Raw genomic sequence first — 26,257 nt, forward strand, 5'->3', positions numbered from 1 at the left:
CGCCAAAGAACTATAAAGCAGGTTCAGCAGAAGATGCGGGTTTCTTAATGGCCAACGCCAGTAGTGTGGTGATTGTCCCAGGTTATGGCATGGCGCAAGGTCGTGCACAAAACGCGGTCAAAGAGCTATATGAGCTGCTAAAAGAAGAAGGCGTCAATGTGCGCTTTGCCATTCACCCAGTTGCTGGTCGTATGCCAGGACATATGAACGTGTTATTGGCGGAAGCCGATGTGCCTTACGATGACATTCTTGAGATGGATGAGATTAACTCAGACTTTGCCAGTACCGATGTGGTGTTGGTCATTGGGGCAAACGATGTGGTCAACCCTTCTGCGAAAGACGATCCTACGTCACCGATCTTTGGTATGCCGATTCTAGAGGTGACTAAAGCGCAAACGGTGATGGTGATTAAGCGGTCGATGAATACGGGTTATGCAGGTCTTGATAATAGCTTGTTCTATATGGACAAAACCATGATGATCTTTGGCGATGCCAAGAAGATGGTCGAAGAGATGGTACGTAGTATTAATGGTGCTCATTAATCTCTGAAATTATAGGCAGTTCTACATAAAATCGATACGTTGGTAGCCACGTGCTACTGTTATAAAATTTTCTTGCTGGCTGTTCGCAAGCGTGACAGAGGCTGCGAAAAATTTATTCCAGTAGCACTCGTATCAGTTTTACAGTGAATCAACTATATGATAGCTAAATGATAATGTATAAAAAGTCACTGCGGTGGCTTTTTTTGCGTTACAGTATGCCGCTTTTATGGGCTATATATTACGCGTTGGCTCATGGCGTGCTGCCATCAAAAAGTCATGGACAGTTTAGACTGGATTATCGCTATTCACGAGCATTTACTAAGAAATTATTTTTCTCAGTAAATGTTCGTGAGTAGTATGATTATTGGTAGAGGTTTGCTTTTTACTTAGGTCTAATATTAAACTTGCGTTTCTCGCATACGTTCTAGTACATCAAGCCCTTGTTGTTTTAACCACCAAGGTATATCTATAAATACCCAGTTTTCAGACAGCTTATCGTCTTTACGATAATAGATATCCACCACTTGCATATCTGCTTGTACACTGCTTGGCATGCCTAGAAACCCACCTATCGGGGTGTTGGTTAAGTTAGGCCAGCCAAAAAAGCAAGCCAATTCGCCATCAGCAAAGCGGCATACATGTCCATTGTACTTCTTATCCCCCAAGCCATTACGGAAGGGCAGTTGATGCTGTTTTTGATAGCGTTCAATGGTGTAACTTGCGCCAATGCCACAAGGGCCGTACCAAGTCATATTTTGGTGCCAGGTGCGTGCCAAGACTTCAGGAGGACAGCCCATGGCACCACTTAAATTGAGCTGATTAAGATCATCGATCATCATATTGACGGTATCAAGGGTTTTTTGGGTCTGCAAAGGGTCGCTTTCACCGCGTAAAATTCCTTGATGGTTGCGCGGGCCAGGGTAAACGAAATACTGCCCTGTTGAAGGGGGAAGAGGATAGACCCCCGCCTGTTGCATGACACCAATTAAATCTATGAATAATCCCGTATCGGTGATTTTATTGTTTTCTATTCGGTGAAACTCAGCATAGCGAATATTGAGCATTTTGCCAGTAGGGGGTATGTCGAGCCACGGCTTATCAAAAAGCCCTGTGAAATGGCCCATGTTCATCACCCAAACGGCCTGATTCTTACTTTCTCTATTATCTTCAATTTCATTGGAACCACCAATAAAAATATCAATACGTCTTTGCAGATTTGTGACGGCTTCCTTGAGCGGTCTCCAAAACTGCTCAATTACCTCATCATATCCAGAGATTTCTCGAAAAGGATATACCCCCTTCCAGTTGTAATCATCAGTTACGAATTGACTAAACAGTTCTGGTAACGAGTCTGCATCTGTGTTGTCAAAGGCTTCACAGTATTCCCAGATAAACTCTTTGGCTTGTTGAATCATATGTTGTCCTATTAATTTCCAGTTATTATCTAAATAAGATAGGTATATACGATAGCTAGGGTCTATTGAACGTTCAATACCCCAAACTATATTACTAAAGTTTAGGAATGGATTTATCTTATTCTACGTTATTGAACAGAGCCTTCTATCAATATCAAGCGCTTCCATTGCCTTGATAGAGCCAAAACTCAGAAGATCCTAATTAAATAGCTAAGGTAAGTTCTATATTAGAACAATTTGAATTCGATTGCACTTTTTATTGTTATATAACTATTCATAGATATTATATTGGCTATAAATAAGTAGGTTTTAGCTTAAATTATAATAAATGTATTGTATTTATTTACTGTATGTATAAGTAAATAAAGGGTTTTATGTAAATATTTCATATGATTAACATCAGGTATTATAGTGTTTTTTAATATTAAATTCGTATGCAAAAATACTTGTGGTATGAAAGCAAAGTTGATATGATTAAAAACGTAATATAAGAAAACCAATCTAGTTTATCTATTAAGTAACATACTAAATAAGCACAAACGAGGACATGGATGTGATTACCTATTTAAAAGAAGGCAAGCCTGAGGCAGAACGTAACCAAGATGACGCTAAAGTACGTCAAGTGGTTGAGTCAACATTAGCAGATATCGAAAAACGTGGTGATATTGCGGTACGAGAGTTGTCAGAGAAGTTTGATAACTATTCTCCTAAAGCATTTCGTTTAAGCCAAGAACAGATTGATGAGTTGATTGCACAAGTGTCACCTCGCGATTTAGAAGACATTAAATTTGCTCAAACTCAAGTACGTAACTTTGCTCAAGCCCAACGCAACTCCATGCAAGATATTGAGATTGAAACAATGCCAGGGGTTATTTTGGGACATAAAAATATTCCTGTGCAGTCAGTAGGTTGTTATATACCAGGTGGTAAGTTTCCAATGGTTGCATCCGCCCACATGTCTGTTGCCACAGCTTCGGTTGCAGGTGTACCTCGTATTATTGCTTGTACACCTCCATTTGAAGGTAAGCCTAATCCTGCTGTAATTGCTGCTATGCATTTAGGCGGTGCTCATGAAATTTACGTATTGGGCGGCATTCAAGCAGTGGGTGCAATGGCTTTAGGTACTGAGACTATTGAGCCTGTTCATATGTTGGTTGGCCCTGGTAACGCCTTTGTCGCCGAAGCGAAACGTCAGCTATTTGGCCGAGTAGGTATTGATTTGTTTGCAGGACCTACCGAAACGATGGTTATTGCAGACGAGACAGTTGATGGTGAAATATGTGCTACAGATTTGCTAGGTCAAGCAGAGCATGGTTATAACTCACCTGCTGTACTGTTAACGACTTCACAAAAACTTGCTGAAGACACCATGAGTGAAATCGAACGTCTACTGAAGGTATTACCAACGGCTGACACAGCATCGAAAAGCTGGGAAGATTATGGGGAAATCATTGTTTGTGATACCTATGAAGAGATGCTTGAAGTTGCGAATGAGTATGCTTCAGAACATGTGCAGGTAATGACGGATCGAGATGATTGGTTTTTAGACAATATGACCTGTTATGGCGCATTATTCCTAGGTCCTCGCACTAATGTCTCTAATGGCGATAAAGTGATTGGCACTAACCATACTTTACCAACTAAAAAAGCAGGTCGATATACAGGTGGGTTATGGATAGGTAAATATTTAAAAACCCATTCATATCAAAAAATAACCACAGATGAAGCCGCTGCAAAGATTGGCCGATATGGCTCTCGTTTATGCATTTTAGAAGGCTTTGTTGGTCATGCTGAGCAATGCAATGTGCGTGTACGCCGTTATGGTCATCAAGAAGTACCTTATGGCGCAGCTGCTGATTAAGCAAGCATGATAATCCAGTCATATTTATTTGATATCAGATATTTAAATTAGAGAAGGTAAATACTTATGCAATTACCAACGACACCATCATTTAACCTTACTGGTAAGCGTGCGTTAGTTACTGGAGCCTCATCTGGTATCGGATTAGGGTGTGCTGTTGCATTGGCTGAAGCTGGTGCAGAAGTGACATTAGCAGCGCGCTCTTCCGATAAGCTACAAGCCGTGGTTAAGCTAATGAAAGATAAAGGTTTCAAGGCTAACGCTTTAAAGCTAGATATTACCGATGTTGCTGCAGTTCGTCATTTATTCAAACATGTATCTGATGCAGAAGCGTTTGATATCGTCGTTAATAGTGCAGGTATGGCAAAACACAGCCCTGCGCTAGAGACTGAACCTGATGACTTTGATGAAGTTTCTGATATCAATCTACGAGCATCCTATTTTTTGATGCAAGCGGCTGCAAAACAACTCATTGGTGCAAATAAAGCAGGTAGTCTTATCAATATTTCCTCGCAAATGGGGCATGTTGGTGGGTTTGATCGGGCCGTATATTGTGCCACCAAACATGCTGTTGAAGGCTATACCAAGGCCATGGCGATAGAGTGGGGTAAGCATGGTATTCGTATTAATACTATCTGTCCGACATTTGTAAAAACAGCCTTAAGCGCTTCAACCTTTGCTGACTCTAGTAAAAGCCAATGGATTATGAATAAGATTCATTTAGGCAGAGTTGCCGAAGTAGAAGATATTATGGGAGCTACTGTGTTTTTAGCTTCAGAAGCATCAGCAATGATAACGGGAACTTCATTGTTAATAGACGGTGGATGGACGGCAGAATAGCTCAGTGTTGAGATGTCAGCGACTTTACTATTGAATGTTTTTGACTTGCTAGCTAGCTAGGTATAATGATTATTAGAAAACTCTATCAACAACCATAGCTAAAAGCAGGGCTATAAAAGGTTATGAAATGACAAATAAAAGTCTAAATATCAAAAATAGCATAAAGCATCAACGCGTTACAGCAGATCAAGTTGCTGAAGCAGCAGGGGTTAGTCAATCTGCGGTATCTCGGGTTTATACCCCAGGTGCAAGTGTGTCACAAAAAGTTAAAGATAAGGTGAAAAAAGCTGCTAAGGAATTAGGTTACCGTCCAAATATGTTAGCGCGCTCGTTAATTACCGGACAGAGTCGTTTAATTGGTTTGGTTGTGGCTCATTTAGAAAATCTGTTTTACGCAGAAGTGATCGAAAAGCTGTCTCATGCGTTGCAATCGCATGGTTATCATTTATTGATTTTTATGGCGATGAATGACAAAGAGTCCACCCTTAAGGTGGTGGATGAGCTTTTGGATTATCAAGTGGACGGTATTATAACGGCATCTTTGAGTTTATCGAGCGATTTGACGGACCGTTGTCATGCAGAAAGCATTCCTGTAATTATGCTCAATCGTTTGCAAGATGATGATCGGCTTTCTGGTGTGAGCTCTGACAACTTTGTAGGTGGTCGTAAAGTAGCGGATTTTTTTGTCAAAGGTAATCATAAAAGAATTGCTCATATTTCAGGTTGGACTGGATCTTCTACTCAACGCGACCGCGAAGCGGGTTTTATTTTAGGGTTGCAAGAGTCTGGTCAACAGTTATTTGCCAAAGCGGTCGGTAATTATGATCGTGAAACCGCAAAGCAAGCCACGATAGAGTTATTTGCTAATAAAACTGAGACAAATCGCCCAGATGCTGTCTTTGTTGCCAATGATTTTATGGCTTTCGCTGTGATTGACACCTTACGTTACGAGCTAGGACTTAAAGTGCCAGAGGATGTGTCCGTCGTTGGATACGATGATGTTGCCGCTGCTTCTTGGGAATCCTATAGTTTAACGACAGTAAGTCAACCTGCTCAACGTATGGCAGATGAGGTGGTGTCTACTTTATTAGAGAAAATTGCAGCTCCTGACTCTCCACCAAGGCGGATTTCTATAGATGGTCCATTGATAATTCGTAAGTCGGCAAAAATACCATCAATAATTTAGATTTAAAAAAGTTATTTAGAAAGCAATTAAAAATAGGAATAAAACAATGAAAGGAATTAGCAGAGTAGAGATGGAAAAGCGTATCGTGCGTTATGGAGATTTACAGCCTTGCCGCACCGCTTTTATTGATGCTCATACCCCAGGATCAAATTATAAAGAAAACTTCACTATCATTGGTGGTGGTGTATCAGAAAGCCCAGACCAACATGTGCATATCAAAGAAACCCCTGGTTTCAACATTGGCGCAGCTGGCCAACCCCCACATTGTAAAAATAGCCTGCACCTTCACACCACTGCTGAAGTGTTTTTTGTGTTGAGCGGGCGTTGGCGTTTTTTTTGGGGTCTTCATGGTACAGCGGGGGAAGTGATTTGCGAAGCAGGGGATATTTTTAATATTCCGACTGGGGTATTTCGTGGCTTTGAAAACATCGGTGACGACTATGGCATGATTATGTCGATACTCGGTGGTGACGATGCGGGTGGCGGTGTGACTTGGGCACCACAGGTCATTGAAGATGCTAAGGCTCATGGTTTAATTTTGGGTGACAATGGTCGGTTGTATGACAGTAAAAAAGGGGAGAGTCTACCTGAGGGTATTGCTCCAATGCCGCTACTCACAAAAGAAGCGCTTAAGCAGTATCCAGAAGTGTCCACCTCAGTAATCGTCCCTGATTATGTCGCTCGTTATTGGGATATGATGGCGCTGGCCAAGAAGGCACCTTGCCAAGTTATTGGCGAGCAAGCATTGATCAAGGATAAGCCTGGTTTTGCGGTGGATTTTTTGACACGCGGCTCAATTAGTGAAGAGGCTTATCAAACTGACTGTCATGAAGTGCTGATGGTAAAAACGGGGCATTGGACATTGAAGTGGCTAGACGATACGGGTGAAGAAGTCAAAACCAGTATCGCACCAGGAGATGTAGTAGCAGTGCCGCCCAACCTAATGCACAGTATTTATCCGTCGATGTCTGGCGAAGCAGCACTATTTAGAGTGAGAAATACAGTCGAATCCGCAGGGCCTACTTGGATGCTTAATTGATAGCTTAAAATCTAAAGTAATTATAGTTGAACCTATAATTGAGCTCAGGTATATCAAGATAAGATAACAGCGTAAAAATAGTATGCACAGAGCGAATAGCAATGAAATCGAGATTGTTATCTTAGGGTTATATTTGGGGCTTAAAACTCACTATACATATTAGGAATATACCAGTGATACCGTTAGTTCTTATCCCCGGCATGATGTGTGATGCAAGACTTTATACACCGCAAATTTCCGCATTTTCTCATAGAGTTCCGATTCATATTGTGCCTGTTTCAACTCACAATAATATGCAGGATTTAGCAAAAGATATTCTTGATAATGCACCGCCGATCTTTGCATTGGCAGGATTATCAATGGGCGGGATTATTGCGATGGAAGTTTTGCGTCAAGCACCTCATCGCATTGCCAAACTCGCTTTACTTGACACAAATCCAAAAGCAGAAGCGGAGGAGGTTAAGCAAGGTCGTGAGCCGTTAATGGCTAGTGTGCAACAGCATGGATTGGCTGAGGTGATGGCGAATACGATCCCTAAGTATTTCTCACCTGATGAAATTCTATCAACTAAGAAAAACTTAGACATAATTGAGCTTTGCAACACGATGGCTCAGTCATCAGGGGCAGAGGCTTATATTAACCAAAGCCTTGCTCTACGTGATAGATACGACCAGCAAGAGACACTAAAAAAAGTTGATACTAATGTGCCGACTTTAATTTTATGTGGTGAGAGTGATCAGCTTTGTCCAGTGGAACGCCATACTTTAATGAAATCTTTAATACCCCATGCAGACTTACAGATTATTAAGGGTGCGGGACATTTACCAACATTACAATCACCAGAGCAGACCAACTTTGCGTTGGAGAACTGGCTATTTACGTAACTTACGCTTTAACAAAAGCAGCGAGTGTGAAACTGGCTATCTAGCTGGAATTGGCTTGTCGCTTAACTCATATGGAAATGAGAGGATAGATTTATGAATAATACCTTACTTAAGTTGTTGCAATCCGTTGATACACCGACGGTATGTAATGCTATTGAAGTTGCTCAGGGCAAACGAGGCTTTGATAGTTTTACACGTGGAAACATGTTGTCATCCGATCCTGAATCAAGACCAATTGTAGGGTATGCAGTTACAGCAAAAATCAGTGCTATTGCAGAATCTACAGAACCAAAAGAGGTTATTCGCGCCAGACGTATGGATTATTATCGTGCTATGGCAGACGGTGCAAAAGGTGGTATGCCATCAGTCGCCGTGGTCGAAGATGTCGATTATCCAAACTGCATTGGCGCGTATTGGGGTGAGATTAATACGACGGTACATAAAGCATTTGGGATGAATGGGGCATTAACAAATGGCGTGATGCGTGATTTGGGTGACATGCCAGAAGACTTTACTGTTATTGCCACTTTTGTCGGTCCTAGTCATGGCTTTGTCCATGTTAAAGAAATCAATACGACAGTCGATATTATGGGTATGACGGTGGAAGCAGGAGACTTAGTACATGCTGACCGCCATGGCGCCGTAGTTATTCCTAAAAATATTATTGATAAATTAGAATCAGCCATTAACAAGTTATTGAATAGCGAAAAAATCATCCTAACCCCTGCAAAACAAGAAGGCTTTGACTTTGCAGCTTTTGAGAAAGCGTGGCAAGCGTTTGAAGAATCAAGAGTTTGATTTTTATCTTAATTAATGCATAACAATTAATATTTAAAAGCCAACGCTAAAGCTTAAAAAGACCTTTATATATTAACTTAATAGAGAGAAATACTATGACAATATCAAAACGTCCAGAGCAAGGCATACTAACAAAAGATAATGATCTTAGTAAAACAGATGAAACCATAAGTGTGATTGACGCCATGGTTGACGGTTTGAACGATCACGATATTGACAATATGGGAAGATTTTTTGCCGAAAGTTTTCGCTGGATGGGTAATGCAGGATGTGGTTATAAAGAAGGCTTAGAAGAGTTTCAAGATGGTTGGCAGCGCCCTTTTCAGCAGGCATTCTCTGAGAAAGTTTGTATTGATGAAGCAAGGTTAACCCAAGGCGAGTGGTGTGCAGCATTTGGTCGTCAAGAAGCAGTTCACAGCGGTGAATTCATGGGTATAGAACCCACAGGCAAAAAAATTATTATTCGCTATATGGATTTTTGGAAAGTAGAAGATGGAAAGATCGTCGATAACTATGTAATGGTAGACTTTCCTTCTATTATGATGCAGCTGGGTGCTGATCCTTTTAATGGTCATGGTTGGGAAAAGTTTGACACTAAGTCAGGTGATTTAGCCCATACACCTAAGGTAATGAAATAAATTGCTCAAGTGCGATTAATCACAGCTTTATCTAGAAAGATTCTTGTAGGTGTGGTTGTGATTATTTAACTCAGCACTTGTTAGGTTTTTAATTATTAATATTTAAGGAATAACGCAAGGGAAAGCAGATGATAAAAAAGACAGCCGAACAACAAAATAAGTATCAAATTGAGAGGTTTAACCAAGCACTATACAATTATGATAGTGAAAAAGTGAGGTCTCTAATAGATGACATCTTTGCTGAATCTGCTGTCATTCAATTATCTTACCCACTAGAAACCTTAAAAAACCGTGGTGCTTTATTCACTGAAGGTTTTGAGCCATTAAAACAAGCAATTCCAGATCTAGAGCGCCGCACTTTTATTGTGATGGCTGGCAATAGTGGTAGCAGCATGGCTGGGAATGATAATAGTCATACTGATTGGGTAGGTTGCGCAGGCTATTACACAGGTACATTTATGGAAAGCTGGCTTGATATTCCTCCAACAGGACATCAAGTTACCATGCGTTTTCATGAGTTTTATCGCTTTGAAAATGGCAAAATTGTTGAAATGCAAGCACTTTGGGATATACCTGAAGTGATGCACCAAGCGGATGCATGGCCAATGGTAAAAAGCCTTGGACGTGAAGGTATTTTGTCAGCACCTGCTACCCTTGATGGAAACTTAGTAGGGCAAGATTATCCTGTTGAGCACAATCAGCGTAGCCAGCAATTAGTACTTGATATGTTGAATGGTTTAGGCGAGTTCTCTACAGGTGGTGTCTCTGCTATGAAACTAGAGAAGTATTGGCATCCTCGTTGTAGTTGGTATGGACCTTCTGGTATTGGAGCCTGTCGAGGTATCGCAGGTTTTCGTAACTGGCATCAAATCCCGTTTTTAAATGCTATGCCAAACCGTAAAACTATTGAAGAGAATGGTTATTTGTTTGCTGAAGGGGATTATGTTGCATTCACAGCTTGGCCAGGGATGTCGATGATCGTGTCTAACGATGGATGGCTTGGTATTGCACCTGCTGGACAAGAAATAACGCTTCGTAGCTTAGACTTTTGGCGTTGTGAGGATGGCTTAATTCGTGAGAACTGGGTTCTTGTGGATATTTTACATGCCTATAAACAAGTTGGCGTAGATGTCCTTGCTCGAATGCGCGAATTTAATAAAGCACGCTATCGTCAATTTGATAAATAAAATCAATCTATTAATACTTACTTCAAATAAAGAGAGATTTATGAAAGGATTCGATGAAAAGTTTAGTGATTTTCCTGATTATATATTAAAAATTACTAATGAAATTTGGGAAAATCGTGGCTTACATACTCTACACGACTATTATGCTCCTGATATTGTTGTGAGAACGCCGTTAGGTATAGACTTCGGAAATCAAGGCGTGATAAACGCTACCATGAATGTGTTAGCAGAGTTTCCTAACCGTACATTGCTTGGTGAGGATGTCATTTGGAGCGGTACTCCAGAGACGGGTATGTTGTCTTCACACCGTATAATCACCACTGCTACGCATATTGAAACGGGTCAAAAGCTGCGTTTTCGAGTCATTGCCGACTGTCATGCAAAAAACAACCAGATTGACGATGAGTGGCTGATAAGAGATCAAGGGGCAATCGCTCGCCAAATGGGGCAAACACCTAAAGACAGGGCTCAAGAAGTTATTGAGCTGCAAGAGAAAGCTGGTATTATCAAATCACCATTTACCCCAGATATTGATCAAGATGGTCCTTATCTAGGTCGTGGTAACGATAACTTATGGGGTGAAAAATACACTGATATTCTAACTCGCTTAATGAACGCAGAGTTTGCTCTAATTCCACATGAGTACGATCGTTGTTGTTTGGGCGAGTATCCAGGTGGTGTTTCAGGTATATCGCATGGTGATGTTGATGCTTTTTGGTTAGGATTACGTTCGTCATTTCCTAATGCTGAATTTAAGATTCACCATCAGATTGGACGAGAAGATAAACTTATGTCACCTCGTGCAGCGATCAGATGGTCATTAACTGGAAAGCATGAAGGTTATGGACATTTTGGACAGCCAACTGGCGCAGAGGTACATATCATGGGAGCCTGCCATGCTGAGTTTGGGCCTTGGGGACTACGCCGCGAATATGTAATGTATGATGAGGTAGCGATTTGGCAGCAGATTTTACTGGCTGAAAAATAGTTTGGCCGCTAGAAAATCTTGCCAGTGCATGCATTTAAGTTATAGTTATAACACTATTATATAAAAAATATTGAATAAAAAAGGATGCTAATACTGTCTGGTATTAGCATCCTTTTTTACCTCTAAGTTGAAATTCAAATCACATTGGCATTGGCTTATTTTAGCTACAATCTTGTCTTCAGTTATTAGATAGATAAGTAGGGTATAAGTAGCTAAGTTATATATGTTTTTCAGCCATTCTTATAGCTAACTTCAATAGCTCATCGGTTGTCATATCTTTTAAAGGCGCTGCTTTTATTGCACTGCTTTTTTTTATAACGTTACTCATTAAGTCTCGTTCGGATAGCATATTTTGGTTTTTGGAATTGTTAATATAATGTTGCATCAACTCACGCAGAACAAGCGACTTGGTGTAGCCGTTTTGCTCGACTATTTGCTTAAATTCATTGGCTAAATCGTAATCACAACGAATATGAATGGATGCCTGTTTAGGTCTGCTCATCAGTATTCAACTCCTTTTACAAAATCAAAGTTTCTGTCGTAACAATTATATTAAAGCTAAGACCTGCCTATCTCTACTGTACCATTTGTAGCCCACTTTGCAACACGTAGTCAAAATAGTCGCTTACTGTTTTAACATAAGATGAATAACATCATAAAAGCGTTCTGGCATTGTCTTAGAGCGTGTCATCCATTAACATAATTGATGTAATGGAAATAGTTACTTTAATCCTCTTATACTATAGGCGGAGTGATTGATGTCTCGGGTAGTTTGAGCAAAGAAATATAAAAAACAATAAATAGGAGTAGGTATGAAAAGCGTGATGTTCATAGGCTATGGATCGATGGCGAGAAAAGTACATGAGATGCTACCTAACAACATTGTTCTCTCGACAGTATTAGTAAGCCACAGAAGCGCAGAACGTATAAAGGCTGAGATAGGCGAGTCTATAGAGGTGATTACTTCGATAGACGATTTAGTAAAAGTTCCTGATTTAGCGATTGAGATGTCGGGTCAGGATGGGCTCAAAGAGCATGCTATTAAAATATTGCAAAAAAGCATACCACTTGGGATTGTCTCTGTGGGTGCCTTTACTGATGAGAATTTTGCGGTATCACTCGCTGATACTGCAGAAGCGAGCGGTGTAAAAATTCATATCTTAGCAGGAGCAGTTGCTGGGATTGATGGCATAAACGCTGCGAGCTTGGCAGGTCTGAGTGATGTGGTTTATCAAGGGAGAAAGCATCCATCGAGCTGGCAAGGAAGTTATGCTGATCAACTTATCGACTACGATAATTTAGCCGAGCCCACCGTATTCTTTACGGGTACTGCTAGAGAAGCTGCTGCTTTATTCCCGGATAATTCAAACGTTGCCGCTACTATTGCGCTGGCAGGCGTTGGCCTCGATGATACGATTGTAGAATTAATCGCTGACCCAACGCTTGAGCACAACATTCATCATATAACCGCTGAAGGCGTATTCGGTAAGCTTGAGATTAGTATGACGGGATTACCATTGGCCGAAAATCCTAAAACGTCAAGTTTAGCAGCCTTTAGTGCTTTGCGTCTGTGCTGTCAGATTGATCAGGTTATACAAATATAACGCATGATTAAAATGAAAAACACTATGGAAAAAGCTATCCCTGTATATTGATCATAATAACTTTTTATACGATTCTGGATGCATTTCTAGATTTCTCCCCATCTCGCCTGAAATGGTCACTGAACTTCCTATATAATGTCAGCCATCTCGTTGTTAATGATTCATTCAATTTAGGCTTTTTTCTTAGTAAGAAAGGCTTTTTATTAGGTAAAAACGGTGCTTTATGTTTAACACTTCCTCGACTCGTTTAAATAAATACATCAGCGAAAGCGGTATTTGCTCTCGTAGAGACGCTGACCGCTTTATTGAACAAGGCAATGTGTACCTCAATGGCAAGCGTGCTGCGGTGGGTGCGCAAGTGGTTGCTGGAGATACGGTAAAAGTGAACGGCCAGCTCATTGAGCCGAAAGAAGCTGATGACTTTGTTTTTATTGTATTAAATAAGCCAGTCGGTATTGTGAGCACCACGGAAAGCTCCGAGAAAAATAACATTGTTGATTTTGTTAGACATAGTGTACGTATTTTCCCGATTGGGCGTTTGGATAAAGATTCCCAAGGTTTAATCTTTTTGACCAGTAATGGCGATCTGGTTAATAAGGTGTTACGTGCTGGTAATAACCACGAGAAAGATTATGTGGTGACGGTGAATAAGCCGATAACGGATGATTTTATTAAAGGTTTGGCTGGTGGCGTACCTATTTTGGGGAAGATGACGAAAAAATGCCCAGTAACTAAGGTGGCACCTAACGTGTTTAACATCACGCTAGTGCAGGGTCTGAACCGTCAAATTCGCCGTATGTGTGAGCACTTTGGCTATGAAGTCGTGAAGCTTGAGCGTACACGGATTATGAATGTGAATCTTAAGGGTATACCCGTTGGAGATTGGCGAGACTTAACCCAAAAAGAGATGTCTGTTTTACTTAAATCTATACAAGATTCTTCTTCGGAAGACAGTACTCCGGCTAAGAAATCTCGTAATACGCCTCGAAAAAAATCTCGTACTGATGATTCGTCAAAAGCAAAAGCGTCTTTAAAACCAGTAGGCGCAGCAAAGGGCAATACTAAACACCCCAAAGATGGGGCTAGAAAACCAGCAGGTTCTAAAGGTAAAGATTGGCGTCCTTTTAGTGATGGCAAGAAATCCGGCGGCAAGGGCAAACCTGCTGCCAATGGCAAGCGCCCTGCAAAAGGTCGAAGTTCTAAGCGGTAGTGGTATTCGTGACTATAAATTGATTGGTAGTGGCAGCGTCACTCAAAAGGCATCTACTCTCATCCAAAGAGTAGCGCCTGTATAGATAATGACTTTTGATAAAGTAGATTATACAGGTGAGGTTAGCAGCCAAAGTAAGTAATGATATAATGTCTCGACAATCGATATTTTATGAAAGGTTTACATTATGGCTCGTACAGCTAGCGCATTGCATATTTTAGTAAAAGACAAAGAACTGGCTGACGACATTATTGCCAAGCTTAAAAAAGGCGCCCAGTTTGATGTGCTGGCTAAGAAACACTCAACCTGTCCATCAGGTAAAAAAGGCGGCGACTTAGGTGAGTTTAGGCAGGGGCAAATGGTACCCGCATTTGATAAAGTCTGCTTCAACGGCGAACTCTTCACCCCACATTTAGTGAAAACCAAATTTGGCTGGCATGTGGTTAAAGTGCTTTACAGGACGTAAGAATTAGAGTCTGTAGTGGCATAGAATTTTTGAACTGTTTTTAATAGATGATGCACACCAAAAAGCCAGACAACCTAAGCTGTCTGGCTTTTTTATGATTAATACTTATCTGTCTAGCAAAAATCATGCTCACATATACAGGCATTTCAATCTGACAAACATAACCGCAGTGCTCATATACAGCATCATCTAAGTAAGCATAACACTGAGCGACCGTCTCAAGCATGGTTTTGTATATTGCGTGCTCTACTTCTTACCAAGCCGCTTTATCATTAATACTATCCAAAAATAGACTGACAGTTTCTGATAAATCTTAGAGAACGTTTCCCTTAACATCGAGTTGTTCCAATGCTTTTAGGTTGGTAATACTATTGGGCAGACTTTGTAGGCCATTGTGATAGAGTCCAAGACTTTTTAATTGATTTAGATTGCCTATAGAGCTTGGTAGGGTTTCGAAATCAGAAGCACGTACTTCTAGTTTTTCAAGGTTTGTTAAATTTCCGATACTATCAGGCAAGGTCTTCAAATCTTCATTAGCATACAGCTCAATACTTCTAAGCTTGCTTAGATTGCCAATAGAGTCTGGTAACTGCTGAACCTTAGTTCCCCTCATATCAAAACTGGCAAGCGATGATAAGTTACCGAGCTCATCAGGAAACTTCTCTAAGCTTTTTGAAAAAATACTAAGCGATTTAAGATTCTTTAGTTTACAGAGCACCTTTGGGAATTCAGTGAAAGCGCAGTTCATATAAACCAGCGTCTCTAACTTATCCAATTGAGCAATTTCTTCTGGTAGCTCCTCAAAACCTCTTAGTCTCAGGTATTTTAGATTTTTTAAATTGCCGATAGCAGCTGGCAATGGCTCAGTGGACTCACTTTCGCTGTGTAATACTGGTTTATCATCAATATAGGTATAACTAGTCGATTTTCCATATCCTAAATCAAGTCTTTCGAGCAGACGTAATGCTTCAGGTTCACGAGGAACAGTACTGTCAGGGCTACCATACATATTATGGTTATCAATCCAGTCCCATATCTCCGTCATCCAGTTTTCAGCGCACGTATCTTGACTGCGAGTGGTGTTGTCATCTTGGTTGGTTTTACCGCTATATGCTGTCATAAGGTTACCTTTTAATACTTGTTAAATAATGATCTAAATGAGGTGAATACATTCAAGTTTTTAGTGGGTTTTATCGCTATGCGTCAAACTTCAAAGTAGTTGGGCACAGTAATAAAACCAAGGTAAATCATATCCTTGACATAGCTTGGTATTAAAGGAGTTGATAAAGAGACTGATAAATAGTTATGAAGATTACTAGAGGGCTTGTTGAAAAAAGCAGGATAGCAGAAAGCTCTCATAAGACTGAGTATGAGAAAAATTATTGAGAATTATAAAGGTTGGAATCAATTGACTAGAAGTAGTCATAATGAAATCTCCTGTTGCTCTGTCTGTGCCAAATTGAAACGACACAGTCACCTTACAGAGCGAAAAGGAGTTGTGCGTTTTACCAGTCTTTGTTTTTCATCGCGCTGGAAGTAGCCTTAAACCCACGATTTTTTTATCATAACAAGCTGTTTGTCGTTTGTCAAAAGTGAACTGAAGGAGCTACGGAACTGCTCTGTTTAGCATCACTGTAATCTGCTTACATAAAGTGCATGTCGAACTTAATTATCTTCCAGATTTCAGTTTTATTTTGAATTATTTAATTTACCAGCTTACCCTTATTTATTTTGAATATACGTAAATATTAATAGTCATGTTTTTAGTTTTTAATAGATTGATAATTAAAAATTAGTTGAGTAATATAACGAAGGTTATGAAAGCGGTGCAAAGCTATATATATAGCTATAGAAAATAGCAGAGATAAATTTTTGACAATCATATCCCTTTATCACACCTTTTAATGAGAAGTTTATGAAGATACATTATAAAAAAACGGCACTGGCTTTAGGCTTCTGTGGCGTATTTGCTACATTACCTGCATTGCAGAATTTTGAGATTGAACTGCCCCGACTATATCGGAGACTGTTTATTTAAGTTAGGCTGCTTGGCTTAACAGGTTAAGATTATCATAATACCGCTTCTCAAACTCAAAAGGTGACACATAACCAATCGTGCTATGCAGTCGTGTTTTGTTAAACCAGTCCACTCATTCAAGAGTTGCCAGTTCAACATCGTTAATGCCAGTCCAGCTCTCTTTTAAATAATGTATCACCTCAGACTTATAAAGCCCATTGACCGTTTCAGCCAAGGCATTGTCATACGAATCACCCATAGTACCAACAGAAGCGATAATGCCAGAGTCAGTCATTTTATCAGTGTAGCGGATGGATAAATACTGAACGCCTCGATTGCTGTGATGAATCACATCTTTAGGATTATTTCTATCTGCTATCGCTTGCTTTAAAGCCGCCATAACCATATCCGTGTTCATACGATTCGATACCTTCCAACCGACAATGACGCGGGCAAACACATCAATAATAAAAGCGGTATAAATCCAGCAGCTAGTCGTTTTTATATAAGTGAAGTCTGCGACCCATAGCTGGTTAGGACGATGGGCGTTAAAGTTACGATTGATTAGGTCATCTGCGCGCTTTTGGTCATCACGACTGTGAGTTGTTATTTTGCCTTTACCACGCTAAACGCCTTGCAGCTCGTACTGCTTCATTAACCGCTCTACGGTGCAGCGAGCAACCTCTAAACCGTTCGCCTTAAGCTGTTGCCAGACTTTACGAGCACCATAGCGGCATTTGCTGTCCTGCCAGATGCGTCTGATTTCGCTAATATAAAAGTCGTCACGTTGACTGCGCAGTGAGCACTTTTCAGAGCAGCACTCTAGGTTTTTAGCACGGTGATAGGTTGACGGGGCAATCGGCAATACTCTACAGATGGCTAGGGGCCCATAAGAGTGTTTATTGTCGTCGATGAATTCAATCATGATTTTAGTCAGCGGTCGAGCTCCGCCTGGGCGAAAAAAGCAGCCGCTTTACGTATGATCTCATTGGCCTGTTTGAGTTCTTTGTTCTCGCGTTCAAGCTCTTTTATGCGTTGATTTTGGCTTTGAGCTTGCACCGAGGCAGGAATAGTTTGCTCGATATACTTTTTATGCCATGATCGCAGGGTCTCAGGCGTACAGCCAATCTTTGGCGCTATGGCTTGAATGGCTGACCATGTGGAAGGATAGTCGTTTGATATTTCTATCAGCATGCGAATGGCGCGTTCTTCAATCTCAGGAGTGTAAGTTTGTCTTTTCATTGTCGTATTCTCTCAGAATGTTAAGTCTCCGACAATCCCGGGGCGGTTCACTCTACGGTTCCTTCAGCATAGGTCAGTCTGATGCTAGCACACTTTTTAGAATACCACCTTTTGTTAAGTTATAATCTACCATATTTTCTGTTGAATTCAGTGTCACTCATTAGTAGCAAGATGATAAACTCAATAAATGCTATGATTGCAGGGATAAAAGTCCAACAGAATAGTAAGTAGATAATACCCATTCCAACCTGACCCAAGTAAAACTTATGGACTCCAAAACCTCCAAGGAAAAAAGCTAATAAAGCTGCAGTTACCCTACTTTTACCATTCTGTGCTGATGCAAACCCATTTGAAATTGCTATCTGCCTAACGCCACACTTAGGGCAGATCTCAGCTTTTATGTTAATATTTGCTGCACAATCAGTACAAAACTTCTCATTTTCATTTTTAAATCTTTGAGCAGCTACGTTGTTCATAAATACATTCCCTAGATAAAATTTTAAATAAAAACTATGAATTTTGTAGAAGTTCAATTACGTAACTATTAATATGTTTTCTACTATCATATCTTACAAACACAATTCAAAAGTTATTCCCACGTCAAGATGCTTTAAAAGTGAACACGAAAAACAGATCTTTAGCTCTATTATTTACAATTAGCGAGTCTTGAGAGACTATTTTTTAAATACAAATAGCAATACGTTAGCTCAGCAATGTCGATACACTCATCATCATTGAGTCGAGTGATGATATCGATTGAGCGGTAAGCAAGGTTTTTATGTTTCTTTAATCTTGTACTGTCTTACTTATATTTATTTTTAAGTTTCAAAAAGTTACTTAATTATTACAATCGTATCATTATGCACTTTTATCGATACATGGCAACTGAAATTTCATCAAATTTAGGCATTTGATCATAGAAACTTATGTGATTAAACAGATGAGCAGATATTTAAATTAGAATTCACTTTTTGTTAGGTCTAATGTAATATTACTACGTACTACGATAATTTTCATAAAAAACAATAGTTTGCTAGTATGTTTTTGTTTTCTTAGGATTGTTCGTTAGTCATCTTATTGATGATTTGTTAGTCATGAAGCGTAAAAGCTGGTAATGGAAGATGCTATTTTTTTATGGGTCCGGTACCAGTAACATACATAGCTGGAAAAATTCTTTACAGCCCTAACTAAAATACATGACGATGTACTGATTAAATACTTAAAAGATATCACCACGATTACCAATATGAGCGCGCCCGTCACTTAAAATGTAGTAAAAATGGCATCCATACTGTATTAAAGCGTTTGGGTATCAATCAAAAAAACCTTAAAATCTCCAAAAGCGTCTCCGTTCAAAAGAGTGACGTATTAGAATAGGCCTAACTTCTTTAAGCAGCAAGGATTGCCTATTGTATATATGAAAGCGGCTTTGAAGCTGAGACCATCAGGAGCTATGGCTATGCAGAGATAAGCAAGCCTTGTCTCGACAGTTACAACTGGCAAGCAAAAAAACGCTGCAATGTCGTTGGTGCTTTGTATGAAAATATGCTCTTTGCGCTTTATTGCTTGAGATAAATATTAATGACGACACGCTCTACTAATGTTGCAAGATAACATTAATCACAAGCCTTAATGCATGATTGTGATGGACAGTGCTAGGTTTTATAAGAGCAAACACATTCAGAAATTGTTCAATATCTATGGTCATTGTATCTTATGGTATGGCTATCACCTTATAGTCCCGATCTAAATCCCATTTAAAAGAAATGAGCACCAGCAAAGCCTCTATAGTCGATCCACTATAAAATAAACACAGTGTTACTGGTATCAATTTTGCGAAGCTTCTAGAGTGCGAAGCACACAGGAAGCAAGGAAAATTGATACCAGTAGACCGTTATAATATTTGTACTTATTTTATTTAGGACTGACTATACACTAAGGGTGGAAAGAAAATTATATACCTAAACTAGATTGCTAAGTTTGTATTTATATTTTCTTAAGGATAACTAAAGTTATTTATACTATCTTTTATTTACTTAGTTGGTAAGTCGGATTTTACGTAGATAAATCGTGATTACACTCTTATCCTTCATAAACTCATCTAAATAATAATATTGCCTACGAATGGCTATTTAAAACGATTTAATTTACATAAATACAAAACTAAAATTGGTTAGCTATAGAAAAATCTATATAACTCAAGTAGAATTGCCGTAATAATATGTATAAATTGAGTAAGTTAAAGTCGCAGTATTATTGCAACAATATAAGCAATTAAAAGTTCAATATTATATTTAGCATAGATAAATTATTCTTGACACTTATTAGAAAGAAACAATTACTTTATAGTTCACTATATTAAGTAATTGTTAACAATCTAACATGTCAAATGACTGCATTTTGTTTTTTAAAAATTGAGGTGTGGTTATTATGTAAGGTTATATACCCATACTCGATAACTACATTGTTTTATATTTAACGACATATGTCGTATTAAGGGTTTTATGAATAATTCAATAATAAAAGCAATTGTTATTACTGGTGTAATTATCAGTGTATTAAGTGGTTTGATGGTTTTAGAGATGAATGAGTTGGCACCTGCCTTCAAACAGACGGGACAATTGACATTTTATGTTGCAATTACTTTCATTTCTATTTTCGCTAGTGTTGTAGTCGCTGCTATATTATTCCATCGTAATCGCAAGAACCCACGCATAATGGTCAAACGGGCAAGAATTATTTACGCTATATATGCTGCTGGTATATCTGCATTATTGTTCATCCTACCAAATTTTTTACTTAATAAATCTGCGGCTTCTTGTATCAAGCCCAATATATATGCAGTAATTTCAGACCCTTTAAATATCAAGGTTTGCATGAATATTAAGTCTATTTTGTTCGCTAAGTTTTTACCATTTACAACGCCACTGTTTTTGGGAAGCTTAATAGTGAGCGCAATCGTAATTATGATAATTAGTGTGCTCATCTATCTTCTAGTCACTGCTAAGTTCTTATATGGTAATAATAGGTAGTCTATAAACGGTCTTATCTATCGAGAACCATATAAATCAATCAGCATTAGTATAATTGTTTTATCTAATAAAAAAGATTTTATTATCTAAATTTAGCAGGAGCTTGTCGTGTCAAATGTACTTATTGGGGTTGGTGGTTCAGGTCAGCATATTATTCACGCATATTTACGCGTATTAGCATTAGGTAATGCCAGATCTATAGATGTTCCTCATGTCTATATTATTGACGCCGATGCTCAGTCTCAACAAATTGCCAATAGAAGAAGCCAGTTGGTACCAGACATTCAAAGTCTTCATGAGTATCTGCGTCATAGAGGTATTGGAAATAAGACTAAAGAAGCTAATTTTGATATTATTCGACCTTATAGCCAGAACTTATCCTCTAGTAGTGATTTGACAGTCAAAAACGTTTTATTATCACAAAAAAGCAAGACAAATGAAGAAATAAAAGCTTTTTTTTATGAAAAAGACTTGAATATAAAAGTCTCAGAAGGAATGCACGCTAATCCAAAAGTAGGGTCAACCATCTTTGGTGAGAAGCTTGGACGCGTAATTGATGGCAGCGGAAAAATTAATACGGTTAATAAATTGCTATTACAGCAAGAGTTTCTATCATTGTTTGACGATGATGTGACAGGTATTAATACCTCGGATTGTAACATTGTGATTGTGGGCTCAGTATTCGGCGGCACAGGTAGTGGTATTATTCCGACATTAGCTCGCACATTTAACGAGATAATCAATAGTTCAAGCTCAGGACGTGCGATTAATTTAGCAACTGTAGCAACGCTACCATGGTTCCAGCTTAAACCTGGCGAAGATGGCTCTACGGGCAGCGCATTTGATGTTGGTAAATTAAAGCGTAATACTGCCTTTGCGCTCAGAAACTTCCAGTATGAATTGCAATCTAATAGTAATAATGCTGTCAGCTCTATTTTTATTCAATCTGGCAGTATGTGGCAAGATATTCAAAGACCGAGTGCAGGTGACTTCGATCAACCTGAGCACACACACGTGGTTAATTTATTGGCAGCGAATGCTGTTCAGCATAGTTTTGCTCGTCATTTTACTTCAAATGAGCTATATATGCCTATGAGTCAGCTGTCTCATGAGGTACGTAAAGGACATTTTCATCCACATACTTCGGCTGCTTTACAATTCGAAGATTTTTCAAAGAATAGAACGTTTGTTAGTCTTTGGATGTTGCTGGTAAAAAACGCATTAACTATCTTAATTTTGCAAGCCTTTATTGAGGTGTTAAATGGCTATGCTGAAGGCGAGATTAATCATGCTGTACTAGGGGATTCTGCTGCTCAATACGATACCGTCAAAAAGCTATTAGACGAAATTAGTGAGCGGTTTGGCGTCAGTCTTGAGAGCAAGAAAGCTTGGTTCGGCTTAAAGTCAGTAACCTTTGTACCAAAAGTTGTAGCGACTAATCTAAAGGATGCTTTACTTTTTGAACAAAAGCAATATCAAGACAGCTTAAAGTGGCTGTCAAAACACGACTATGATAATGAGAACGCCTCAGGTATTATCCCAGCGTTTAGAGCCTACCATAATATAAATAGTGCAGATAATGCCAATTCTTTATGGTCGCAACTGGTCGGTGCAAATGACCAAACTGGTTTTGAAAAAGATGAATTATGGCAATCATGTGCACTTAAAGTCTTAGAGAATACTGTTGTCAATGATCAAGGCGGCATTGATACTACACTACAGGCAAAAATCAATAGTATCGTAGAGCAAGGCGTCACTGATACGAGTAAGTATGCTCAATTAGCAAGTAATATTGCTAGCTCAGTCTTTAAAAACCTTAATGATTATGTGAAACCAGCAGAAGAGTTTGGGGAGAAATTCTCTGAGTTCCGCACTATGTCTGATACGGCACAATCCATTAGCCACGTTCAGTTACAAATGCAGCAACAAAGAGGTGAAATTGCCCATTACGGTGCGATGGATTGGAACTTGCAGTTAGCGGGAGATGTAGCTGCCTTAGATATTATGGATATAGAACACCCTAAGACACTGCGTTGGTTGGATGCATTGTCGCCCACGTCAACCACTTCCAATCTTATTAACACGATTCAGTTAGATGAGAGTATTGCGCAGGGTGTTCCTAATATATTGGCGTCATTTTTATTACAAAAATGGCGACTACAGATTCAAAATGATATTACTGTCTCACAGTTAATAGAAAGTAACCATACTGAATATTATAAAATCGTTGCTAATAAATTCCAAAGTACAGAAATGGGTTTATATCTATATGCTCAGCGTGTAATTGAAGCCGCGTTTTGGTTGCTGATCAGCGGTTCGACAGAGGTGGTTTATACTGCTATACCGTTAGATGAGAATAATGCTTATCATCGTTGGCTCAAGCGCGAGCTATTGACCCAAAACTGGTCAGACAGCGAGCTTGGTATGATAGTGACCAATGACTCAGAGCGGACACCATTATTTTTATGGAATGGCTATTACTGGTGCTTAGCAGCAAACAGTACTGCTCAAGAGTACTTTGCAGGTCTATTACAAAACATGCAACTTCCAAGTCTACGTTATAGATACGCTGATTTATTTTCACGAAAAGACAGTGGGGATAAAAACAATATTAGCTCACTGGATAAATTTTTTGCCGGGCAGTTGAACGTCTTAAAAATTAGACTAAAGAACAGCCCTAGTGCGAGTAAGAATCATAATGAGAATATACTATTAACCGCATTAACCGGTATATTGACCGATTTACCGCCGCCAGCGCCTCCTAGTGTCGTAGCACCGATTTATCCTGCGCTAACCTTGGGCTGCCGTAATGTCGTGACGCTGAGTGAAATCGGCACTTCAAGCTCTGTAGTTAAAACGAGTGGTTATTTAATTAGACACCCACAGGTCGTTATGTTAGATAAGCTACCTGATAACAATGGTAACGTGGTTAATATCCAACAATTCTTACCAGTTAAAAAAGAGTACTGGCTTGAACCTGAAGTGATAGAGCAGTTGTCTAAACCCAACGGCGAGGCGGTTCATACTAAAGTAAAGTTTAATGGTGAGAGTAATAATGAGTGTTCAATACAATATACCAAATTGTATGTACCAGAATTAGGTTGGATGGAGTTCCCACATGGGGGCGATGCTAATCAACCAATCATTGCGATCACACCTTATGATTTAGCCTTTGGCGTCGGCGTCTGGCCAAACTTTAAAGTAGAAGGCTGGAGCTACTACTTTATAACGGTAGATATCGAAAAGCGTAACGTGTATGAGGATTTAGCCAGTAAGCTAAATACTACTTTAGGCTCAGAAAAGATTACCGTCACGGTATACTCTCAAGATTTAGAGCAATCTAAAGTGTTTGGTTTTGATGCTATTCCATTAAAAGTTGAGTTTGTACCTGCCATTATAGAGCTGTCTTGTGGTGATACAGTGATTGCCACGCAGCCAATTATATTGAACGAGAATCTAAAATCAGGAAACAGCCATATAAAGTGTATTGGTTTAGATTTTGGTACTTCTAATACGTGCATGGCTAAGGCATACAATGAGCAGGGTCAGATTAAACGCGAAAATCTCAATCTTGCCAATACTGCTAATGAAGCAAGAATGGAGTGGTTAGTCTATTCCGAAACTGATGATATCAAAGGTCAGGAAGAGTGGTTAAAAAACCGTAGCGCCTACTATTTACAGCGTCAGGCAGATGTAGAGCAAGGTGTGAGCTATACCATTCCTAGTGAAATCTTACTTGGTTTGAGCAATCGTACCAATCCAGACGGCAGTAATCAGACCGATGTTCAGCTAAAGACTATGAAAGAGAATGCAGATAAAGGTCAAGTACTCATCAATGGTTTAAATTTAAATGCCCCTATTTTCACCCCTTTATGTAGTGATTTTTTAGGGGTGTCAAATTCAGATAATGAGCGCATCAAGTTCTTTAACAGTTTGCTTGAAAGCAATGATATTCAGCGTATTTATGGAAATATTAAGTGGCCTCAAGAGACGGGAGGGAGTGATTATCCTTTATCTAGCAGACTGCGCTCTATTTATATTGAGCAGATGTTGATTGGGGTGTTAGCGCGCTTAAGACATTCTGGGGTGACAGATATCGACTATGTGTACGTTACTCGTCCTGATGCCTTTATGTTTGAAAATACGACCTTTGCTAATACTTATGCACGTGATATGAAAACTGTATTAGGCAAGTTGGCTGTAAAAACAGGTATTACGATCAAAAAGCCAGATGTTATAGAGGTTTCTGAAACTGAAGCTGCATTACAAATGTCGATGATAAATCCTAATGAATCTTATGCAATTATCGATATGGGCGGTGGTACAACGGACATCGACATCGAGCTGGCATATACGGATTATGATGACGCAATCCAGCGCTTAAAATACTCTAGTAGTATTAAATGGGCAGGTAATGATTTATTAAGTGCAATGCTAAAGCCTAAGGATAGCCCGATTCGTAAGTTCTTAGAACATAAAGTAAACATACAATCAAAAGATACTAATGAGAAATATTACGAGACTTTATTAACTTCAGTTATGAAGCTACAGATTCGTAACGGTATACGTATCGTTGATGAGTTACCTACTGATCCAGGTGCAGTTTCAAAGGTTGCAGAGATGTTCTTTGAGAGTATTTATGAATATATCTTTGTGAAAATAAAATTGCTACTACAGCAAGCTGGTTTCAAGTCTATTGACCATCTAAAGAACCAGAAGTTGAATATCGTACTACAAGGTAACGGCTTTAAGCTAAGCGATTATTTTAGCCATGATACTCATCCGCATCCTGCTATCAACGAAGGTCATTATGCTCACGCAGTTTGGGATACAGTATTTGCCGATTACTTTGGTAGTGATGAGATAACACTCAATGTTAGCTATAGTGAGAATAGCAAAGAGCATATGATTCGTGATGGCGCTGGTGGTATCGCTGACCAGATGTATAGTAATAAAATTAGTAGCGTTTTAGAACACCCGAAAATGTTATATCCGCCTAATATGTTTGATAAAAATATGACAGATATTCCAATATTGGTTGACTACGATAAGGATGGCACTATCCCACGTCTTAACGATAATCTGTCAGATAAAGAAAATCTACTGCCTGTATTAGAGAGTCTATTCCCTTACACTAAAAAATATTGGAATAATGATATCGAGAAGGTTGCATATTTATTTATCAACAATAGAATTGGCAATCTTAATTTTTATGACGTAAATGCTATGTATCTGACAGGTTCAGGAAATGGTAACGATCACTGGAACTTTAACTCCGCGATGCATCAGAAGTTACAGGGTAACTAGG

At 39.2% G+C, this 26,257-nt stretch carries 19 protein-coding genes, 1 pseudogene and 1 other annotated feature; of the genes and pseudogenes, 15 read left to right on the forward strand and 5 right to left on the reverse strand.

Features of this window, described 5'->3' with window-relative positions; genetic code table 11:
* Positions 1–542: NAD(P)(+) transhydrogenase (Re/Si-specific) subunit beta (locus tag EPB74_RS12930; RefSeq protein ID WP_274904568.1), on the forward strand; the 542-nt coding region annotated here is incomplete at its 5' end.
* A gap of 398 nt (positions 543–940) precedes the next feature.
* On the opposite strand, the gene EPB74_RS12935 is transcribed toward EPB74_RS12930, so the two are convergent.
* The gene (locus tag EPB74_RS12935) at positions 941–1,957 is read right to left on the reverse strand and encodes a nuclear transport factor 2 family protein (RefSeq protein ID WP_274904570.1); all 1,017 of its coding nucleotides are present in this window, start codon (positions 1,955–1,957) and stop codon (positions 941–943) included.
* Positions 1,958–2,504: 547 nt separating this feature from the next.
* Between EPB74_RS12935 and hisD the strand changes: the two genes are divergently transcribed.
* From hisD to EPB74_RS12980, 9 genes are all read left to right on the forward strand, one after another.
* Positions 2,505–3,818 carry a histidinol dehydrogenase gene (hisD, locus tag EPB74_RS12940; RefSeq protein WP_274904571.1) on the forward strand — a complete coding sequence of 438 codons (1,314 nt, stop codon included), beginning with the start codon at positions 2,505–2,507 and terminating at the stop codon, positions 3,816–3,818.
* Positions 3,819–3,884: 66 nt separating this feature from the next.
* The gene (locus tag EPB74_RS12945; RefSeq protein ID WP_274904572.1) at positions 3,885–4,658 is read left to right on the forward strand and encodes an SDR family NAD(P)-dependent oxidoreductase; all 774 of its coding nucleotides are present in this window, start codon (positions 3,885–3,887) and stop codon (positions 4,656–4,658) included.
* A 127-nt stretch (positions 4,659–4,785) separates the two neighbouring features.
* Positions 4,786–5,844, forward strand: coding sequence for a LacI family DNA-binding transcriptional regulator (locus EPB74_RS12950; protein ID WP_274904573.1), 1,059 nt, complete (start codon positions 4,786–4,788; stop codon positions 5,842–5,844).
* Positions 5,845–5,890: 46 nt separating this feature from the next.
* Positions 5,891–6,883, forward strand: coding sequence for a cupin domain-containing protein (locus tag EPB74_RS12955; protein WP_274904574.1), 993 nt, complete (start codon positions 5,891–5,893; stop codon positions 6,881–6,883).
* Positions 6,884–7,086: 203 nt separating this feature from the next.
* A complete protein-coding gene (locus EPB74_RS12960; RefSeq protein ID WP_342462803.1) occupies positions 7,087–7,767 on the forward strand; it encodes an alpha/beta fold hydrolase in 681 nt (226 codons plus the stop codon).
* 93 nt (positions 7,768–7,860) lie between these two features.
* Complete coding sequence (locus EPB74_RS12965) at positions 7,861–8,565, forward strand: RraA family protein (protein ID WP_274904576.1); 705 nt, start codon at positions 7,861–7,863, stop codon at positions 8,563–8,565.
* Between the two features lie 95 nt (positions 8,566–8,660).
* Complete coding sequence (locus EPB74_RS12970) at positions 8,661–9,203, forward strand: ester cyclase (protein WP_274904577.1); 543 nt, start codon at positions 8,661–8,663, stop codon at positions 9,201–9,203.
* Between the two features lie 128 nt (positions 9,204–9,331).
* Positions 9,332–10,390, forward strand: a complete 1,059-nt coding sequence (locus tag EPB74_RS12975; RefSeq protein ID WP_274904578.1) for an ester cyclase — start codon at positions 9,332–9,334, stop codon at positions 10,388–10,390.
* Positions 10,391–10,430: 40 nt separating this feature from the next.
* The gene (locus EPB74_RS12980; protein WP_274904579.1) at positions 10,431–11,378 is read left to right on the forward strand and encodes a nuclear transport factor 2 family protein; all 948 of its coding nucleotides are present in this window, start codon (positions 10,431–10,433) and stop codon (positions 11,376–11,378) included.
* Between the two features lie 217 nt (positions 11,379–11,595).
* Here EPB74_RS12980 and EPB74_RS12985 read toward each other — a convergent pair whose 3' ends face one another.
* Positions 11,596–11,880, reverse strand: coding sequence for a hypothetical protein (locus EPB74_RS12985; RefSeq protein WP_274904581.1), 285 nt, complete (start codon positions 11,878–11,880; stop codon positions 11,596–11,598).
* Positions 11,881–12,190: 310 nt separating this feature from the next.
* On the opposite strand from EPB74_RS12985, the gene EPB74_RS12990 reads away from it, so the two are divergent.
* From EPB74_RS12990 to ppiC, 3 genes are all read left to right on the forward strand, one after another.
* Positions 12,191–12,982, forward strand: a complete 792-nt coding sequence (locus EPB74_RS12990; protein WP_274904582.1) for an aspartate dehydrogenase — start codon at positions 12,191–12,193, stop codon at positions 12,980–12,982.
* A gap of 223 nt (positions 12,983–13,205) precedes the next feature.
* Entirely contained in the window at positions 13,206–14,192 is a 987-nt protein-coding gene (gene rluF, locus EPB74_RS12995; protein ID WP_274904583.1) for a 23S rRNA pseudouridine(2604) synthase RluF, read from the forward strand.
* A gap of 187 nt (positions 14,193–14,379) precedes the next feature.
* Complete coding sequence (ppiC, locus tag EPB74_RS13000; RefSeq protein ID WP_089555884.1) at positions 14,380–14,658, forward strand: peptidylprolyl isomerase PpiC; 279 nt, start codon at positions 14,380–14,382, stop codon at positions 14,656–14,658.
* 313 nt (positions 14,659–14,971) lie between these two features.
* Here the strand turns inward: ppiC and EPB74_RS13005 are convergent, their stop codons facing one another.
* The 3 genes and pseudogenes from EPB74_RS13005 to EPB74_RS13015 all read right to left on the reverse strand — a co-directional run bounded on the left by EPB74_RS13005 (position 14,972) and on the right by EPB74_RS13015 (position 18,393).
* The gene (locus EPB74_RS13005; protein WP_274904585.1) at positions 14,972–15,778 is read right to left on the reverse strand and encodes a leucine-rich repeat domain-containing protein; all 807 of its coding nucleotides are present in this window, start codon (positions 15,776–15,778) and stop codon (positions 14,972–14,974) included.
* 919 nt (positions 15,779–16,697) lie between these two features.
* Positions 16,698–17,917: pseudogene (locus EPB74_RS13010) on the reverse strand (IS3 family transposase).
* Positions 17,526–17,642, reverse strand: a sequence feature (AL1L pseudoknot). (Overlaps the previous pseudogene by 117 nt.)
* A gap of 119 nt (positions 17,918–18,036) precedes the next feature.
* Entirely contained in the window at positions 18,037–18,393 is a 357-nt protein-coding gene (locus tag EPB74_RS13015; protein WP_274904587.1) for a TM2 domain-containing protein, read from the reverse strand.
* Between the two features lie 2,028 nt (positions 18,394–20,421).
* Between EPB74_RS13015 and EPB74_RS13020 the strand changes: the two genes are divergently transcribed.
* Together EPB74_RS13020 and EPB74_RS13025 are read left to right on the forward strand one after the other, a co-directional pair.
* Positions 20,422–20,949: a hypothetical protein gene (locus EPB74_RS13020; protein WP_274904589.1), complete on the forward strand. Its 528-nt coding sequence runs from the start codon at positions 20,422–20,424 to the stop codon at positions 20,947–20,949.
* 108 nt (positions 20,950–21,057) lie between these two features.
* A complete protein-coding gene (locus tag EPB74_RS13025; RefSeq protein WP_274904590.1) occupies positions 21,058–26,256 on the forward strand; it encodes a tubulin-like doman-containing protein in 5,199 nt (1,732 codons plus the stop codon).
* Position 26,257: the final 1 nt, after the last annotated feature.

Origin of the sequence: Psychrobacter sp. DAB_AL62B (assembly GCF_028895345.1) — a bacterium.
GTDB lineage: Bacteria > Pseudomonadota > Gammaproteobacteria > Pseudomonadales > Moraxellaceae > Psychrobacter.

Coding starts and splice junctions, on each gene's coding strand:
- EPB74_RS12990 (WP_274904582.1), top strand. CDS start 12,191: ATGAAAAGCGTGATGTTCATAGGCTATGGATCGATGGCGAGAAAAGTA.
- EPB74_RS12950 (WP_274904573.1), top strand. CDS start 4,786: ATGACAAATAAAAGTCTAAATATCAAAAATAGCATAAAGCATCAACGC.
- ppiC (WP_089555884.1), top strand. CDS start 14,380: ATGGCTCGTACAGCTAGCGCATTGCATATTTTAGTAAAAGACAAAGAA.
- EPB74_RS13020 (WP_274904589.1), top strand. CDS start 20,422: ATGAATAATTCAATAATAAAAGCAATTGTTATTACTGGTGTAATTATC.
- EPB74_RS12945 (WP_274904572.1), top strand. CDS start 3,885: ATGCAATTACCAACGACACCATCATTTAACCTTACTGGTAAGCGTGCG.
- EPB74_RS12960 (WP_342462803.1), top strand. CDS start 7,087: ATGTGTGATGCAAGACTTTATACACCGCAAATTTCCGCATTTTCTCAT.
- EPB74_RS12985 (WP_274904581.1), bottom strand. CDS start 11,880: ATGAGCAGACCTAAACAGGCATCCATTCATATTCGTTGTGATTACGAT.
- EPB74_RS12980 (WP_274904579.1), top strand. CDS start 10,431: ATGAAAGGATTCGATGAAAAGTTTAGTGATTTTCCTGATTATATATTA.
- EPB74_RS13005 (WP_274904585.1), bottom strand. CDS start 15,778: ATGACAGCATATAGCGGTAAAACCAACCAAGATGACAACACCACTCGC.
- EPB74_RS13015 (WP_274904587.1), bottom strand. CDS start 18,393: ATGAACAACGTAGCTGCTCAAAGATTTAAAAATGAAAATGAGAAGTTT.
- EPB74_RS12965 (WP_274904576.1), top strand. CDS start 7,861: ATGAATAATACCTTACTTAAGTTGTTGCAATCCGTTGATACACCGACG.
- EPB74_RS12975 (WP_274904578.1), top strand. CDS start 9,332: ATGATAAAAAAGACAGCCGAACAACAAAATAAGTATCAAATTGAGAGG.
- EPB74_RS12955 (WP_274904574.1), top strand. CDS start 5,891: ATGAAAGGAATTAGCAGAGTAGAGATGGAAAAGCGTATCGTGCGTTAT.
- rluF (WP_274904583.1), top strand. CDS start 13,206: ATGTTTAACACTTCCTCGACTCGTTTAAATAAATACATCAGCGAAAGC.
- hisD (WP_274904571.1), top strand. CDS start 2,505: ATGGATGTGATTACCTATTTAAAAGAAGGCAAGCCTGAGGCAGAACGT.
- EPB74_RS12935 (WP_274904570.1), bottom strand. CDS start 1,957: ATGATTCAACAAGCCAAAGAGTTTATCTGGGAATACTGTGAAGCCTTT.
- EPB74_RS12970 (WP_274904577.1), top strand. CDS start 8,661: ATGACAATATCAAAACGTCCAGAGCAAGGCATACTAACAAAAGATAAT.